The sequence below is a fragment of the Pseudoalteromonas translucida KMM 520 genome, assembly GCF_001465295.1.
GTDB classification, from domain to species: Bacteria; Pseudomonadota; Gammaproteobacteria; order Enterobacterales; family Alteromonadaceae; genus Pseudoalteromonas; species Pseudoalteromonas translucida.
The window spans coordinates 1,404,840-1,421,306 of sequence record NZ_CP011034.1 but is presented as its reverse complement, the minus strand read 5'-3'; the positions used below and the strand labels follow the sequence as shown (position 1 = coordinate 1,421,306).

Below are 16,467 nucleotides of genomic sequence, written 5' to 3'. Positions count from 1 at the left end.
CCTTTATTAGTGGGTCAATACAACCAGCATATTAATCAATTACATTTAGATAAAGAGTGCAAGTATTTGTTCCCAATTTTCTCGATACTTATCTGCAACCTCTGGTGTTATCTTAAATAAGGGGGCTGTGGAGTCCCAATTGACATTATCTTTGACGTACTGACTAGGAATAATGAATACCTCAGGGGCCTTGTCGAAATCCTTCCAAATATTACAAAAAACGAAGAAAAAATTATTGGAAGCACTCGGCGCGTTCTTTCCAACCATCCACTGTCTAGGCTGAGACTTTCCTTGAGAGGTTTTAACCTGAATGCTAACAACGCTTTTTCCATCGTCGGTAACAAGAATATCTACGCCTTTTGCTCCATTGTTCATAAGAGCACAAGATAACCCTCTTCGGGATAAATTATATGAGACGAAGTATTCGCCCGAGTCACCAATAAGTTTGTTGTTCAAAGTAGCTCCTAAGATTTTAATTAATTGAATAAAAATTATTTACAGACTTAAAATTATCTACCTAATATATAAGCACAATGGATCATTTAAAATCACTGTCATTTGCAAATAAATATTATAGATTTATTTTGTTAGGGTTTATTTCCATATAGCCAAATTAAAGCCTTGCATCATCTGATGATTGGAACTTATACGACTGCTAGTAATATTATGTTGGCGAATAAACTTTTCATAATTCATATCAATTCTGTCTATCACTCTTCCAAAAACGACGATCTGTTTATCTGACTTTTCGATTTTTGTAACTTCATATAGAACTGGGATATTGCGTTTCACATTAATTACAGCGGCTTTATCTCCGACTGTTATATCTTGAATTTCACTCCATCCCTGTTGACCATTTTCTAAATCAAAAATCGCTCCAATCCCAAATAAATCTTTATGAACATAACTTGGATCTATAGCTGAAAACAGGTAATTCATTACATATTCCTTTACAGTAAGTATTTAACGAGAGATATTAGAAGTTAACAACACTTTAACCTCTTTTCCGACTATATACTATTTGATATTACTACACTTTATGATTCAAAGTTAATTGCTCTTTACAAATTCATTTTCTATCGCCTTATCTATGAATTGGCAATATAGTTCGTACCCTTCAGCCTGCTCTTTTATCCAGTCGTGTTTGTTATAAATTGCCATTACTCCACGCATTGTGTGGCCTAGCATTTTTTCTGTTACGTGTGGCGCTATGCCGTTTTCGCTGAGTAATGTTGATATTGAACGGCGGGCGTCATGTGGTAAAAACTTGGGTGTTTTGTACTTAGTAAACAAGTGATCCCACATTCTGCAGCAGTAACGGTTTATGCTGTGGGTGGTTACTGGTTTGCGCGGGTTATTGCCCGGTATTAAATAGCCGCTTTTGCCGTAAACCATGGCAAGTGTATTTAATATGCTGTGCATTTTTTTAGATATTGGCCTGCGTATGGCTTGGTTTGTTTTTGAGTTTTCGGGCGGTACTGTCCAAATGTTGTTATCAAAGTCGAAATGCTCCCACTTGGCCAAGCGAACTTCTGATTGCCTAGCGCCTGTTATATAAATTAATTGCAAACATGCTTTGGTAGCTGGCGTGGCTTTTGAGCTTTCTATTTGTATCCACAGTTTTGCTATTTCATCAAAGCGCATTACGCGCTGGCCTATTGTTGCTTGTTCGCCTACGTCGTTTACGTTTAAGGTTAGTACTGGGTTAAATGGTTTTGCTTCACCGCGTTTTTCGGCCCAGCCTATTATTGATTTTATGCGCACTAATATTGTGCCGGCAGTTTTGGCGCTGCCTTGCTCTTTAACTTTATCAAAATAAATAAACCAGTCTTTTATGGTCATTAGGTCGAGTGGCATTGCTTCGTCATTTAAAAGCGGCACTATCCATTTGCCCACTTGGTTTGTGTATAAAGTTTGGGTTTTTTCTTTTAGGTCGGGTACTTTTTTATTTAACCAGTCGGTTGCCACTTTTGCCATTGTTGGCAAACCTTTGGCTTGGTTACGCATAAGCTTTAGTTCGGTTCGTGGGTCTTTATCCTGGCTTAGCCAGTTTTGAAGTAGTGGTATGTAGTCTTGCGCTTCTTTTATACTTAGCCCTGGATAACGTCCAAGCGATATTATTACTTGTTTGTTATCCACGCGACAACGATACTGCCAAGTGATTGTGCCTTTGGCTGATACTCTTACACTTAAACTGTCTCTATGCGATAATACGCACGGTGTTTGATTTTTATCTAGCAGCTTTCTTAATTTGGTGTCACTGATTGCCATTTAATATTTTATACACAGTTAGCAAAAAATTTATACACAATATTATACACACAATGCGCAGATTACAACACACGCAAAGATACAACAACAAATTAAAGTGCACTAAAAACCCGCATTACAAAAGGGCTAAGAGATAGAATGAGCGAACCAACATACCACGAAACACAACCTACAATATACTGGCACGACTACGAGACCTGGGGGGCTAGTCCGCAAAAGGATAAGCCGAGCCAGTTTGCGGGTGTTCGTACCGATCTTGATTTAAATATTATTGGTGAGCCGCTTATTGAATACTGTAAACCGCAGGCGGATTACTTACCGCACCCTGAGGCGTGTTTAATTACCGGCATTACGCCACAAGTGGCGATGAAAAAAGGCTTGGTTGAGGCTGAATTTATAGCAAAAATTCATGCACAATTTAGTATGCCAAATACCTGTGTAGCTGGTTATAACAGTATTCGGTTTGATGACGAAGTAAGCCGTTATAGCTTTTACCGTAACTTTTACGACCCGTACGAGCGTGAATATAAAAACAACAATAGCCGCTGGGACATTATTGATTTAGTACGTGCTTGTTATGCACTGCGCCCAGAGGGCATTGAATGGCCGTTAAAAGAAGACGGTAGTCCAAGCTTTAAGTTAGAGCATTTAACCGTTGCCAACGGTATTGAACACGCTGCGGCGCACGATGCACTAAGCGATGTAACCGCTACTATTGCACTGGCTAAACTAATAAAAGACAAGCAGCCAAAGCTGTATAACTTCTTTTTTAGTTTACGCGGTAAAAAAGCCTTAGCTGAGTTGGTTGATGTATTTAACATGACCCCGCTTGTGCATACCAGCTCACGCATTCCAGCAACCCAAGGCTGCACTAGCTGGGTTGCACCTATGAGCTTTCATCCGGTAAATAAAAATGCCGTAATTTGTTTTGATTTAATTCAAAGCCCACAAGTACTTATTGATTTAAGTGTTGAGCAATTACGTAAACGTTTATATACCAAGCGTATTGATTTAGCTGAAGACGAGTTACCAGTAGGATTAAAACTAGTGCATTTAAACAAGTGCCCTATTTTAGCACCTGCTAAAACGTTATTACCTGAAAATGCAGCGCGTTTAGGCATTGACCGCGAGCAATGTTTAAAAAACCTGGCGGTGTTAAAAGGCAATAGCGAGCTGCGCGATAAAGTAACTGAGGTGTTTAACGAGCAAGGCGATTACAGCGCAACAACTAACGTTGACTATTTACTTTACGATGGGTTTACTAGCCATGCTGACAAAGCTAAATTTGCGATTATTCGCGATGCAAAACCCGAAGACTTAGCCGATTTAAAACTCGATTTTGAAGATAAAAAGTTTAATACTTTATTGTTTAGATACCGCGCTCGTAACTGGCCGCAAACGCTTAACCAGCAAGAACTGGATCAATGGCGTCAGTATTGTCAAAACAAGTTAATGCACGGGGAAGATCAACCCTCAATTAACGCTCAAGACTTTATGATCACGCTTGAAAATTTAGCCCATGAGCATGACGACAGTGAAAAAAACCTAACCATTTTAAAAGCCTTATATAACTACGCACAAAGCATGTAGCTTGCTTTAAGTTTATTGGTACAAGGCATACAAAAACGCGACGCTTTATAACTAAAGCGTCGCGTTTTTTGTTTTAAGTAAATGAGAAGACATAAAACCAACAATGATCTTTTTAGATCTATCACTTTCTCTAAAAGCGCAGCGTCTCTTAACCTCTTTGTGAATAAATCACTTTACGGGCTTTGCACATCACGCAAGCTTGGCGTCTACAACGATATACTCAACGTAAACGTTATTTTTTATGCTGTGCTTCAATGCGTGCAAGTAAGCTTGATGTATCGTAGCGGCCACCGCCTAATGCTTGCACATCGGCGTAATACCCATCTACTGTGGCTGTCATTGCTAGCGTTGCACCGTTATTTTTCGCCTCATCTAGCGCTATGCCTAAGTCTTTACGCATCCAATCAACTGCAAAACCAAAGTCGTATTCCCCTGCCCACATGGTTTTGTAACGGTTTTCCATTTGCCACGAACCGGCAGCGCCTTTAGAAATAGTTTCTATTACTTTTTCACCATCAAGCCCTGCTTGCTTTGCAAAATGTAAGCCTTCGGCTAAGCCCTGTACTGCACCCGCAATACAAATTTGATTAACCATTTTACATAATTGCCCCGAGCCTACGCCACCTAACAATTGGCTGAAACGACTAAATGCCGTCATAACAGGCTGCACTTTAGCAAATACAGTTTCGCTGCCACCAGCCATTACTGTAAGCACGCCATTTTCGGCGCCAGCTTGACCACCCGATACTGGCGCGTCAATAAAGTCGACTTTTAATAACGCCGCTTTTGCTGCCACTTCGCGCGCCACTGTAGCTGAAGTAGTAGTATGATCGACCAAAATACTGCCTGCTTTAATACCGGCTAATACCCCGTTTTCGCCATATACTACCGAGCGTAAATCGTCGTCGTTACCCACACACATAAATACAATGTCGGCACCGTTTACAGCTTCGCGTGGAGTGGCTGCAAAGTTGCCGCTAAATTCGTTAGCCCACTTTTGAGCTTTAGCTTGAGTACGGTTATAAACGCACACACTGTGCCCTGCTTTTGCTAAATGCCCCGCCATTGGGTAACCCATTACGCCTAAACCTATAAATGCTACTTTCATTGACATAAAAATGACCTATTAAACTGATAACTTAAAAACCATGCCTGATTATGTCAATCGGTTGATAAAAAAGCGAATGAAGTCTTTATAAAGTTTATTTAATAGGAAATTAAGTAGGTGATCTATGGATAGTATTTATCAATTTAACGCAGAGTGTTGTAACAAGGCGCTTTTTTCTTTTAAGCAGTTAAAAGGCAAAACGCTACTTATTGTAAATATTGCCAGTGAATGTCATTTTTCGGCGCAGTTAACCGCTTTAGAAAAGCTGTATCAGCACTATAAAAACAGTGGATTTACCATTTTAGCGTTTCCGTGCAATCAATTTGGCCAAAATGAGCCGCTTGATAATTTAGCCATTAACAGCTTTTATCAAGCGCAATTTAATACCACATTTGAAATATTTGCCAAAGTAATGGTAAACGGCCCAGAAGCTCACCCCTTGTTTAATTACTTAAAGCAGCACACCAGAGGTATTTCGCAAGGGCGAGTAATAAAGTGGAACTTCACTAAATTTTTAATTAATTCGCAAGGCCAACTTGTTTCCCGTTATGCACCGCGCACCAAGCCAGAAACGTTAAAGCAGGCAATTGAAAATCAGTTATTGCTAACAGCTAAATAACAAAGCAAAACGAGAGCAAAAGCTCCCGTTTTATTTATAACTTGCAGTAACGCTTAACTACTAAACGCCACATTGGCAAATACCAAGGTCATTAATATTGGGCAAACAAAACGTATGTACTGAGCAAACCAGTAATGCGCGCCGCTAGTTGCTTGATGTAGTTTGTTACCACGCTGCCATAACCAGCCCACAGTAACAAAGTAAAATAACCCCATTAACGGTAATTGATACTGGGTAAATACCATAATAACCAAGCCAAATAACCAATCAAAATTAAGTATTATTAAACTGGCAAACACTAACACTACGCCACTAACTAGCCACGTAGCTTTAGTGCGATCAACGCCGTGGTTTTCGACTAAAAATGCCACCGGTATTTCGGTGGTTGATATAGTAGAAGTAACCGAGGCTATCGACATTAATACAAAAAACAATAACCCAACCAATAAGCCAATATCGCCCATGGTGCTAAATAACGCGGGTAAAATGGCAAAAATAAGCTGCCCTTCGCCAATTAATTTACCGTTACTAAATACTTCTACGCCGTTGTGCTGCGCCACGTAAATAGCAGGCACAATAAGTAAACCAGCTAAAAAGGCCACACTGGTATCGAGTAGTGCTACGCTGGCAGTCAGTTTTGGTAAGTTAGCACCGGGTTTTAAATACGAGCCGTAAATCATCATGCAGCCCACACCTAGCGATAAGGAGAAAAAGGCTTGCCCCATAGCTGCAATAATTAAGTTAGGGTCGAGTATTTGGCTAAAGTCAGGTATTAAATACGCTGCAAAGCCATCACTTGCACCATCAAGCGTTGCAATATAAATAATTAAACCAATTAGCAATACTAGCAGCACCGGCATTAAACGCCGTGACCAGGTTTCAATACCCGATTTAACCCCTTTTAAAATAATACTCGCGGTTAAAATAAGCATAAGCGGGGTAAACACAAAATTACGCAGCGCAGAGTCGCTGTGTAAAAATTCGCTAGCGCCGCTAAACCCTAAAAATGTAGTTACTGGTTCAATAGCATACGACAGCATCCACCCCGCCACTATTGAATAAAAGCTAAGCATTACAATAGCGCCGCCAAGGCCAATATAACCTGCAGCCGCGCCTACTTTAGGGGCTTTATTTTGCCATGCTTGCCTAAGTGCTTTTACCGGATTAGCTTGGGCGTAATACCCTAAATACAGCTCGGTATATAAAGCCGGCAAAGCAAGTAAAAATATAACAATAAAGTAAACCAGCAAAAAAGCACCACCACCATGGTTAGCAGCCTGCGTAGGAAAACCCCATATATTACCTAAACCTACCGCTGCGCCAGCGGCGGCCAATACAAAACCAAGTCGACTTTGAAAACCATCACGCACTTGTGTCATACACCTACAAATCTGTTATTATTTTAGCTGTTGTGAATTAAACCATATTTCATCGCGCCTTAGTAATAAAAATGTACCTAGCGCGCACAACAACTAACAACCGCTCACTATATGTTCAGCATATGCATACAAGCAGGTAATCGGTATTAAATTTATTATTATTTTGAGCGTTTATGAGTTCACTTTACTTTAAAAACACCCTGCAAATTAATCAGCCTTTTAGTAACAATAAAAGCCCTATTTTATTGTTTGACGCTAAAACGCTCGATATAAGCCAATTTAATTTGCCTGATTATTTAAGCCCTTTTGAGCTGCAAATAATAAACCGCCGTAAAAGCACATCGGCCAAGCAAGAGTATTTAGCCACGCGATTATTACTTAAGTATTTAGTTATAACCTCGCACCCTAATATGGCGGGCATTAAGCCATGTAATATAAGCTCAGAGTTTAACCTACAAACAAGTAAATTAGCGCTACACATTAATAACAGCCATACCGTTATTAATACCTGTATATCGCATTCTAATGGTTTTGTTGGCGCTGCACTTAACCCTACAAAAGCCCAGTTTGGTTTCGATATTGAAAAAATAAGCACAAAGCGCCCTTTTGAAAAACTCGCAAAGCATTTTTATCATACCGATGAAATTGCGCTGATCACCAAGCCCACCAATGCAGAGGATCAAGCTAAACACTTTTTTAGAATTTGGACCTTAAAAGAAGCGCTCGCTAAAGCCACTAGCCGCCCTATTGCCAAGTTACTAAGCCCTAATGTGTTTACAGAGTTAACTTGCACACAGCTTAATGCCAGTAGTTCTGTGGTAGGTGAATTTGATATAAGTGTAGTGAGCGAAAAAAGCACTGACTGGCAGTGCTCTCTTATTAATTTAGCTATATTAGGCCGCGCAATCGCTTTCAAGTAGTCGGCTATGAATAGCTTGCACTACGTTATCGGATTCGCCTTGCTCGACCAAAAAGCACAAGTTATGCTTACTTGCACCGTGGCAAATTAGCCTTATATTAAAGTCACTTAATACCTGCATTAAGTTCATTTCGTGCTGGCGCAACTGTATTTCTGAGCCAATAAGCGCCACTAAGGTTAAGTTGTTTTCTACCGATACATGACAAAACTCAGCAAGTTTATCTAAGCAACCCTGATCAAGCTCTGGACGCGATGCATTAGGCGCGTTATCAAGCGTTATTGCTACGCTAATTTCAGAAGTAGTCACTAAATCTACCGAAATATTAAACTCACTTAAAATGGTAAATACTCGGGCTAAAAAGCCACTAGCTAATAGCATTTCGGGGCTTTTAAGGGTAAGTAATATTTGATTTTTACGTTGTGTTACTGCGCGAATTCCTGGCAGTTGCGACTTTTCACGTTCAATCCAAGTACCACCGCGCTCTGGCTCACGGCTCGACCCTACAAACACATTAATATGGCTGCGACTGGCGGGTAAAATAGTTGCCGGATGCAATACTTTTGCACCAAAGGTAGCCATTTCGGCGGCTTCGTCAAAGCTGAGGCGTGCAATAGGCGTGGCTTTTACACATAAACGCGGGTCGGTACTAAAAATACCCACTACGTCAGTCCAAATATGTACACTTTTAGCATGAATAGCCTCGGCCAGTAATGCAGCACTGTAGTCTGATCCGCCGCGCCCTAAAGTGGTCGTTTGGCCGTGTTCGTCGCTGCCAATAAAGCCCTGTGTAACAATTACTTGATCGTCTAACAGCGGAATAAGTAATGCGCTTGCTGCTTGTGCAGTAGCTGCAACATTAGGAGTTGCTTTGCCAAATTGACTGTCGGTTTTAAGCACTTGGCGCACGTCAAAGCGTATTGCATTTAAACCTTTTAAACGCAGCACTTGGGTAAATAAATAAGTTGATAACCGCTCGCCAAAACTTAATAGCTCGTCATGTAGCGCTTTAGTTTGTAGTGTTTGGCTGGCTAGTTTTTCAAATGCCGCTAACGTTTGGGCAAAGCCCTGCGCTAAGTCGGTATCTAAACTCAACTCGGCTAAAATAGCCTGCTGAATCGCCAGCACGCCGTTAATATGTGCTTGGCGCTCATCTTCACTAAGGTTGTTTTTACATAGCTCAACTAAATGATTAGTGACTCCTGCGCTGGCGCTTAGTGCAACAATACGCACGCTTTTATCTGCTACTACAATTTTACTACTGTGGTCCATAGCCGCAAAGTTAGCTACGCTGGTGCCGCCAAATTTAGCAACGGTATAATTTGATTTGCTGCCTAATACTACATGTGGCACTGATTGGGTTGTCATTTTGTCTCCTTTCACGGCATCCAAACCGTAATAAAACAAGAAGAACTTGGCAGCAAATATAAGGTAAGAAAATTCACTGCCAGAAGCTCTCCACCTATATTGGTGACAGTTTTGAGGATTCAGCCCCATAAACCGAAAAACAACGACGACGACGCGTTATTTTTCTCGGCGAGTACCTCCCTCTTTAATGCTCAACGGCGTTCGTCACCTCACATTAAATACCTAAGTATCGCACCTCTTCTGAATGTTGTATTAATGGCTATTTTAGCAATCACTAATAAAACAAAACCCCAGCAATATATTGAAAAGATCAATACTTTACTGGGGCTTTGAAAGTTATCGTTTAGACATCTAGCTGTCAAGCACTTTAATAACTAATATTAAACAAAACCTGCCATTAAATACGAGCCTGTATAGCCTACGGTGTAACAAATTAATAAATAAAACGACAAACGTAAATAGCTCATAAAGGTCAGTTCTTTAACTTTGCTCATGGCAATAATACCCGCCGCTGAGCCTATAATTAACATAGAGCCCCCTACGCCTGTGGCATAAGTAAACGACAGCCAATGCTGCTGTGTCATTACTATATCTGCTTTTAATAACGCGGCAGTAAGTGGTACGTTATCAACGCCTGCCGACAATATACCCATTAAATAGTTTGCGTATTCAGGTGCCATTATTGTGTACAGGTCGCTAAAGTTGCTTAACATACCAACTTCTTTTAACGCCCCTACCAGTAATAATACACCTACAAAAAACAACAAGGTGTCGTATTCTATTTCACGAATAAAATCTATCATGTCTTTGTTTATGTCTTTTTTGCGCATTAAAAATTGCGCCACTAAAAACATCATAGACAAACCAAACAAAAAGGTAAGCAATGGCGGTACACTGTATAAAACACTCAGTGTTAAGGTAGCAATAACCGTAGATAAGAAGATAACTGCAATTGTAATATCGGTTTTTTCAATGCGTTTTTGCTTGGTTTTAGTAAAGTCGAGCTGGCCATTTAAGCCTATTGATAACAGTGCAGCTAACAGCATCACACTTACAAATGCTGGCCCAATTAACAATAACAAATTGCTAATAGTTACTTTGCCATCTAAAAATATCATTAACGTGGTTACATCACCGGTAATTAACGACACACCACCAGAGTTAACCGCAAAAATTATCAGCGTGGCGTATCTAATTAGCTTTTTGGCTTCAAGTTTTAATGATAAAACCACCGCTAAAGATATAAGCGTAGCAGTTACGTTATCGGAAATAGAAGAGAATAAAAATGCAAAAACACCAACCAAAAACATTAACTTACGTTCGCTAATTCGTTTTGGCATAATCCGGTTAACAATATTTTCGATAAACCCTTTTGAGTTTAAATAGGCAACAAAGGTCATTGCCGCCATTAAAAACAACCATAAGGAGGCAATTTCTAAAATATTATGATTAAGGAGTGATTGAATCGTATCAGGGCTTTGCCCATTAATAGGGAAGATAAAAGAGATAATCCAGCAGAGCGTACCAAAAAAAAGTGTCGTTTTAGCTTTGTTTACGTGGATTATATCCTCAATAACAATCAGCAAAAATGCAATCGCTATTAAAGTCAGGATAATAGAGGAAACCATGATAATTGAACAACCTTTGGAATAATGTAAAAATTGAACCTATGAAGAAAATAGAGCCGCATATTTCGTGTGCCTATTTTCGGTGCGGATGTTATCACTATGACCTGGTAAAAACTATTATTAAATCGTTGTAAAAACGAATACCATAGTGCTATCAGCGCTATTAAAATTATGAATAACTCGCTTATTTAGCTCGTTATTTAACAACATACTAGGATGTATAAACGCCTTATGATCCCAGCTAAAAAGCTATTAAATACCCTTAGCGAACATTGGGGGGTGCTAGAGCTATTATTTAAACGTTTTAAAATGGCCGACTTTAGTATTAAAGATTTGCAAAATGCCATTAAACACAAACAACCTACATGGCATAACGAGCGAATTTATAAAGAAACTAATCGCTTGTTAAATCAAGATATTATAATTCCTTTAGCTAAATCTTCGCAGCTTGAAATAAACCGTGCCATTGCCGACTTTGCTACATTTTTACTGCAAGAAGAGCATTTAGGTTTAGCACAAGAAATTAGCGTATTAGTAGAGGACTTAGCTCGCCTTGGCGATCGCTTAGCTAACGCGGGCGAAGTGGAAGATTTTGACGACTTACGCCGTTTTAGCCGTATTATGGATGATCGGGTACGCAAAATAATGAAACTGTACGCACACAACGAAAACGCCATTTTAAATATTGTTGAGCAAGCTAAATCTAATAACGCGGTGCAATCGCTGCAAAAGCGTTATAAAGCGGTAATAGAAGCGTTTGACGAATACATAGAGCCAATGCTAGAAATGATTGATATTCGCGGCGAATTTCATGCCTGTTTTAATCTTATAGAGCTGCAAATTAGTACGCAAATAGAGCGTATTGAGCAATCGGGTAAAGCATATACCGACAAACGCATGCTAGAGCAATTACGTACCCGTATTCTCGAAATGCATTTAGTAGGCCGCGAAAGCCTGCGTAAAAGTGCCGACATGCTAATGCCGCTGCGTGAAGAGCTACGCCGAAATAACTTAATTACCCGCCAAGCTGCAAAAGTGCTTGGGCTAGTGCGTAAAAATGGCGTAGACAACATGCTAACAGCGGTGCAACCACACTTTGTGAGCGACGCACAGCGTTACTCGCTGGGGCAACAACGTCATATAGTTGCCTATATGGCAAGTTTGGTTGAGTTTGAACACCAAGAATACCAATTGCCCGATCAGCAAGATGTACCGCCTTTTCAAACGCCAAACATTCCCGATTACAACGATGTTAAAAGCAGCTTTGCAAAACGCTTCAATACAAAACGTAAAAAGCCGCAACCATTGCTGCAATTTTTAGACGAAAGTTACCCCGATTTAGATGCCGAAGAAATGCTGTTTTTGTATCAAAAATTAGTGAGTGACGACGAGCTTGAAAAAAGCCAAAGCGATGAAAAAGCACGCTTTAAAATTGCCGGTCAGTATTTTTCTCTTTATCCCTATAATTCACAGCCGCAAAAACCTAGTAAGGCAGATGAGTAATCACCATGACACAAATAAACTTAAACGAGCTTACCCACTTACAAGCAATTAATAAAAAATTAGTGGCGGGTTATCATATTTGCGAACAAGACAACCTAATGTGGCAAGAGCTGGATCAAAACATAGACGCTTACAGCGCGCTATTTAGCGCCCTAGGTAACGAGCTAAAACACGACAGCCGTGGCTTTTATTACTTTAGCAGCGACGAAAGCACACCCAATATGGGCAAAATATCCCGTGCTATTGCCCTCACTATTTATATTTTAATTGAGCACTACGCCAACACCGGCAAAGACCCAATGCGCGCCTTGTTCGACGAAGTAAACGATTTAGAGTTAATGCAAACCTTAGTGCAAATTAACAAACACTTGTTTGATCAACTAGAGATATTTTCGGGCTCCGATCTGCGCAAAGACGTGTACCTGCGCATGGTGCGCTTAGGTTTGGCACGCGAAGTAGAAGCAGGCTTTATGCTACAAGCCCCTATTCATCGCTATATAGATGCCTTAATGGAAGTAAACGAAGAAACCTACCTAACAGAGGACGAGCAATGAAAAATTTATACGGACTAAGTAAACTCGCCCTACTCAATACTGCAGGTTACGCAAAATGTGTGATCCCGCTGGATAAAAGCAGCTCTATTTGCGCGCCTAATAATACCGGTAAAAGCTCGGTAATAAATGCTCTTCAGTTTCCGCTTATTAACGATTTACGCCTAACCGAATGGGATGGCCACGATTTAGACGAAACCCGTAAGTTTTATTTTTCGTCCGATCAATCCTACATTTTGCTTGAAGCAAACCTGCCCCATGGCTCAGTAGTAATTGGTGTAGCGGGTTTGGGGAAAATTGCCGGTTATGCGCACCAATATTTTTGCTACCAAGGTAAGCTTGATTTAGAGCAGTACACCCAAGGTAAAACCATTATTAAATACACTAAGCTGTTTAGCCATTTAAAACAGCTTGGGTACAACCCCATAGAGCTAAAAGCGCAAGAGCTAAACGCCCTACTCACCGGCGGCGCAACCCCATTTGACGACGAGATCAACTTAAAAATGATCCCGCTTAATAACGTTCAAGATTCGACTATTTATAAAGAAATATTTCGCCGTATTCTTAACTTACATAAACTCGGTGCCGCCGATGTAAAACGCTTTATGCTACGTGTATTTGAGCGCCACATGTCTAACTCTAAGGTCGACTTTTATGAAGTGTGGCGTCGCTCGTTCGACAAAGTAAACCGCAGTAAACGTGAGTTACACGCCCTTGAATCGATGCAAGAGCCCATAGCCGCGCTTGAGTCGATGCTAGAGAACCAAACTGTACTAAAAGGTAAATTAGCGGCTTATGCTCCAAAAATTGACCAAGCACTCATTGACTTTGACAACTACCAAGAATCGCAACTAGAAGAGCTGGCAATAGCGCTTGAAAACATAGAGCACGAAAAACACGAGTTTGAACAAAAGCAAAGTTTGTACGTGCAGCAGTCGCGCGATATAGAGCGCAGGCAAACGCAAATAGAGCAATGGTTTTTAGATTTTAACGCACTTAAAAACGAATTTGAACTGGTTAACAAAGCCACGCTTAAAACAAACCTAACCCAGTTAAAGCAAGACTACGAGTCGCTTTCGCACTCTATTACCAGCGCACAAGGGCAAAGCCTGCATACACTTGACTACCGTATTAGCGAAACCCAAAAACAAATTAAGAGCTTAAAGCTGCAACTTAAAAACTTGGAATTTAATTTATTTACCCGCATGCGCGAAGAGCTGTCGTTAAAAGAAGTGGAAGAAATTTCGCGCATTTTAAACCCCGACATGCTTTCGTTTGCAACCACCAGCAATGGCGATATAAGTATTGATGACGAAGATGCGTTTGGGGAATTTTTATCGCACTTAAGTGAAAACGTTAAAGGCGGCGTACTTACACTGCCTGGTGCGAGTATTAAGCTTAAAAAGCTCTCGCCTGTACAAATGCAAAGCGGCGAAAATAAAGAGCAACTAACTGCTCAGCTAAGCGCCCTTGAACAGGCTTTAAAAGAGTTTAAGCAACAGCGCGATGTAGCGGCAAATGTGGCCGACAAGCAAAAAGAAAAAGACACCTTGTACGATGAACTAATGAGCGCCGAAGCCGCTCTTAAACGTTTAGAGCAGTTTGACACTATGCTGCAATCGGCAGAAGCACAAACCATGCTAAAAGAGCAGCTGTTAGCCGAGCGCGATCAGGTTGACGATTATCTACAAGACATTCAAAAAAATAGCGGCTCAATTAGCGACCGACGCTCAATAATTAAATCAAAACAGGCGCAAATTAATCGCCAATCTGATCGTTTGCGCCAAGTTAAAAGTGAGCGAATTGACCACACCCTTGATTTATACAGCGGCAAAGTTACCCCTTACATGATAGAGGTAACAATAGACTTTGATAATTTAAGCGACCTAGTGCACCACTTTAATAAAGACTGCCAAGAGCTGCGTAACTTTGAGATAAACGTACGCAATACCTATTTACATATTTATAACGCCGGTATTACCAAGTTTGATAACGAAAACGATGAGTTTAGTAAGTATCAAAAACTCATTAGTGCGTTTCATAACATTGATAACGAACGCGATGCCGTTGAGCGCCAAGGCCGCGTGGCTCTAACTGAAGTAGCCGCAACCATTAAAGGCCTGCGCGAAGATTTAGACCGCCTGCGCCGCGAAATGAACAGCTTTAATAAAGGCATTAGCCAGCATCGCATTTCGAACCTTCAAGCATTTAAAATTAATGTAATACCGCGCAAAATGTTAGTTGATAGCATAGATACTATAATTAGTACCTCGCATCAGTTTGAGCAAGGGGACACGCTGGATTTACTCAGCCAAGAACCCTATAGCGAAAGCGCAGTAAACGAGGCGAAAGATCATTTAATTAAGCTCGCCTCCGACAAAGCTGGCCTTACCCTCACCGATTTATTTGATATTCGTTTTGAAGTAGTCAATCGCGCAGGCGATACCGAACACTTTGACAAAATAGACTCGGCGGGTTCAAACGGCACGCGCATAACTATTAAGTTATTATGTGGTATGTTGTTTATTCGCTATTTGTTAAGCTCACAAGAACAAAACTTATACCGTATACCTATATACATAGATGAAGCCGCCGACATTGACCCGCAAAATCAAAAGGCAATTATTGAAACCGCGCTTAGCTTTGGCTTCGTCCCTATATTTGCCTCAGTTAAACCGCAAACAAGCTGCGATTATATTGTGCCAATTCGCTCAGTTAAAGACGGTGCACAAAACTGGGTAGACGAAAAAGACTGGATAGAAGTTGAACATTAAGTAATTAATCAATGGTTCAGCTATAGCAGCTAAACTGTTGTTAAGCGCTTAAATATCACACTGTTTAACAATGTGTGTTATTTTATAAAAAAGATTAGGAGCAAACTGTATGAAAAATATTTTTATTGTAGCCGCACTTGCGTTTTTAACTGCTTGTACGCAAACCGCAGATTGGGATTACGACAAATCAGCAAACTTTGCTAACTATAAAACGTTTGCGTGGGTAGAAAATGCAGATTTAACAAAAGACACCAATAACTATCAAATTAATGCGTTAATGGAAAAACGTGTACGCAGCGCAATAAGCAGTGAGCTTAATCAGAAAATGGGTATGAGCTTAACCGATCCTGCTCAAGCAGACGTGCTGGTAAACTACCATGCGTCGGTAGATAAAGAGCTAGACGTAAGTTCTTTTAACATTGGCTACGGCGCTCGTTGGAGCTCGTGGGGTTTAGGGTATCAAAACGATATATCTGCTCGTGAATACGAAGTAGGCACTTTAGTTATTGATATTATTGAGCGTGAATCAAACCAGTTAGTATGGCGCGGCGCTGAAGATGGTCGATTAAAGAAAAACCAATCTCCTGAGCAACGTGAACTGTCGGTTAGAAAAACAGTTGCTAAAATTTTAAGTAACTTCCCGCCACAAAAGTAGCCGCTGGTTTTAAAGCACATATAAAAGCTCACAATGTGTGAGCTTTTTTGTGGCTGATTGTTTTTATTAAATTTTTTGCTGTAGCCGCAGAGCCTGCTGATAAG

At 40.5% G+C, this 16,467-nt stretch carries 14 protein-coding genes and 1 riboswitch; of the genes, 7 read left to right on the top strand and 7 right to left on the bottom strand.

The window, feature by feature from the left end; genetic code table 11:
- Nucleotides 1-45 precede the first annotated feature (45 nt).
- From PTRA_RS06710 to PTRA_RS06700, 3 genes are all read right to left on the bottom strand, one after another.
- Nucleotides 46-456 (bottom strand): hypothetical protein, encoded by a 411-nt coding sequence (locus PTRA_RS06710; protein WP_208855524.1) that lies wholly within the window; start codon nt 454-456, stop codon nt 46-48.
- A gap of 138 nt (nt 457-594) precedes the next feature.
- Nucleotides 595-939 carry a hypothetical protein gene (locus PTRA_RS06705; RefSeq protein WP_058373167.1) on the bottom strand — a complete coding sequence of 115 codons (345 nt, stop codon included), beginning with the start codon at nt 937-939 and terminating at the stop codon, nt 595-597.
- Between the two features lie 111 nt (nt 940-1,050).
- The gene (locus PTRA_RS06700) at nt 1,051-2,271 is read right to left on the bottom strand and encodes a tyrosine-type recombinase/integrase (protein ID WP_058373166.1); all 1,221 of its coding nucleotides are present in this window, start codon (nt 2,269-2,271) and stop codon (nt 1,051-1,053) included.
- A gap of 138 nt (nt 2,272-2,409) precedes the next feature.
- Between PTRA_RS06700 and sbcB the strand changes: the two genes are divergently transcribed.
- On the top strand, nt 2,410-3,861 hold the full coding sequence (gene sbcB, locus PTRA_RS06695) for an exodeoxyribonuclease I (RefSeq protein ID WP_058373165.1): 1,452 nt from the start codon (nt 2,410-2,412) through the stop codon (nt 3,859-3,861).
- Nucleotides 3,862-4,093: 232 nt separating this feature from the next.
- Here sbcB and PTRA_RS06690 read toward each other — a convergent pair whose 3' ends face one another.
- A complete protein-coding gene (locus tag PTRA_RS06690) occupies nt 4,094-4,975 on the bottom strand; it encodes an NAD(P)-dependent oxidoreductase (RefSeq protein WP_058373164.1) in 882 nt (293 codons plus the stop codon).
- 118 nt (nt 4,976-5,093) lie between these two features.
- Here PTRA_RS06690 and PTRA_RS06685 point away from each other — a divergent pair, with 118 nt between their 5' ends.
- Nucleotides 5,094-5,588: a glutathione peroxidase gene (locus tag PTRA_RS06685; protein WP_058373163.1), complete on the top strand. Its 495-nt coding sequence runs from the start codon at nt 5,094-5,096 to the stop codon at nt 5,586-5,588.
- Between the two features lie 53 nt (nt 5,589-5,641).
- On the opposite strand, the gene PTRA_RS06680 is transcribed toward PTRA_RS06685, so the two are convergent.
- Nucleotides 5,642-6,967, bottom strand: coding sequence for a sodium-dependent transporter (locus PTRA_RS06680; protein ID WP_011327935.1), 1,326 nt, complete (start codon nt 6,965-6,967; stop codon nt 5,642-5,644).
- 173 nt (nt 6,968-7,140) lie between these two features.
- Between PTRA_RS06680 and PTRA_RS06675 the strand changes: the two genes are divergently transcribed.
- A complete protein-coding gene (locus PTRA_RS06675; RefSeq protein ID WP_058373162.1) occupies nt 7,141-7,887 on the top strand; it encodes a 4'-phosphopantetheinyl transferase family protein in 747 nt (248 codons plus the stop codon).
- Here PTRA_RS06675 and lysC read toward each other — a convergent pair.
- A complete protein-coding gene (gene lysC, locus PTRA_RS06670; protein ID WP_208855523.1) occupies nt 7,861-9,252 on the bottom strand; it encodes a lysine-sensitive aspartokinase 3 in 1,392 nt (463 codons plus the stop codon). The genes PTRA_RS06675 and lysC overlap by 27 nt on opposite strands.
- A 75-nt stretch (nt 9,253-9,327) precedes the next feature.
- Nucleotides 9,328-9,500, bottom strand: a riboswitch (Lysine riboswitch).
- Between the two features lie 132 nt (nt 9,501-9,632).
- Nucleotides 9,633-10,880, bottom strand: a complete 1,248-nt coding sequence (gene nhaD / locus PTRA_RS06665; RefSeq protein WP_058373160.1) for a sodium:proton antiporter NhaD — start codon at nt 10,878-10,880, stop codon at nt 9,633-9,635.
- 231 nt (nt 10,881-11,111) lie between these two features.
- On the opposite strand from nhaD, the gene PTRA_RS06660 reads away from it, so the two are divergent.
- The 4 genes from PTRA_RS06660 (at nt 11,112) to PTRA_RS06645 (ending at nt 16,363) form a co-directional block, all read left to right on the top strand.
- Nucleotides 11,112-12,383 (top strand): hypothetical protein, encoded by a 1,272-nt coding sequence (locus PTRA_RS06660; RefSeq protein ID WP_058374540.1) that lies wholly within the window; start codon nt 11,112-11,114, stop codon nt 12,381-12,383.
- Nucleotides 12,384-12,388: 5 nt separating this feature from the next.
- The gene (locus PTRA_RS06655; RefSeq protein WP_058373159.1) at nt 12,389-12,937 is read left to right on the top strand and encodes a condensin complex protein MksE; all 549 of its coding nucleotides are present in this window, start codon (nt 12,389-12,391) and stop codon (nt 12,935-12,937) included.
- Nucleotides 12,934-15,708, top strand: coding sequence for a coiled-coil domain-containing protein (locus tag PTRA_RS06650; RefSeq protein WP_058373158.1), 2,775 nt, complete (start codon nt 12,934-12,936; stop codon nt 15,706-15,708). Before PTRA_RS06655 ends, PTRA_RS06650 begins: the two co-directional genes overlap by 4 nt.
- A 109-nt stretch (nt 15,709-15,817) precedes the next feature.
- Nucleotides 15,818-16,363, top strand: a complete 546-nt coding sequence (locus PTRA_RS06645; protein ID WP_058373157.1) for a DUF4136 domain-containing protein — start codon at nt 15,818-15,820, stop codon at nt 16,361-16,363.
- The last annotated feature ends 104 nt before the right edge of the window (nt 16,364-16,467 follow it).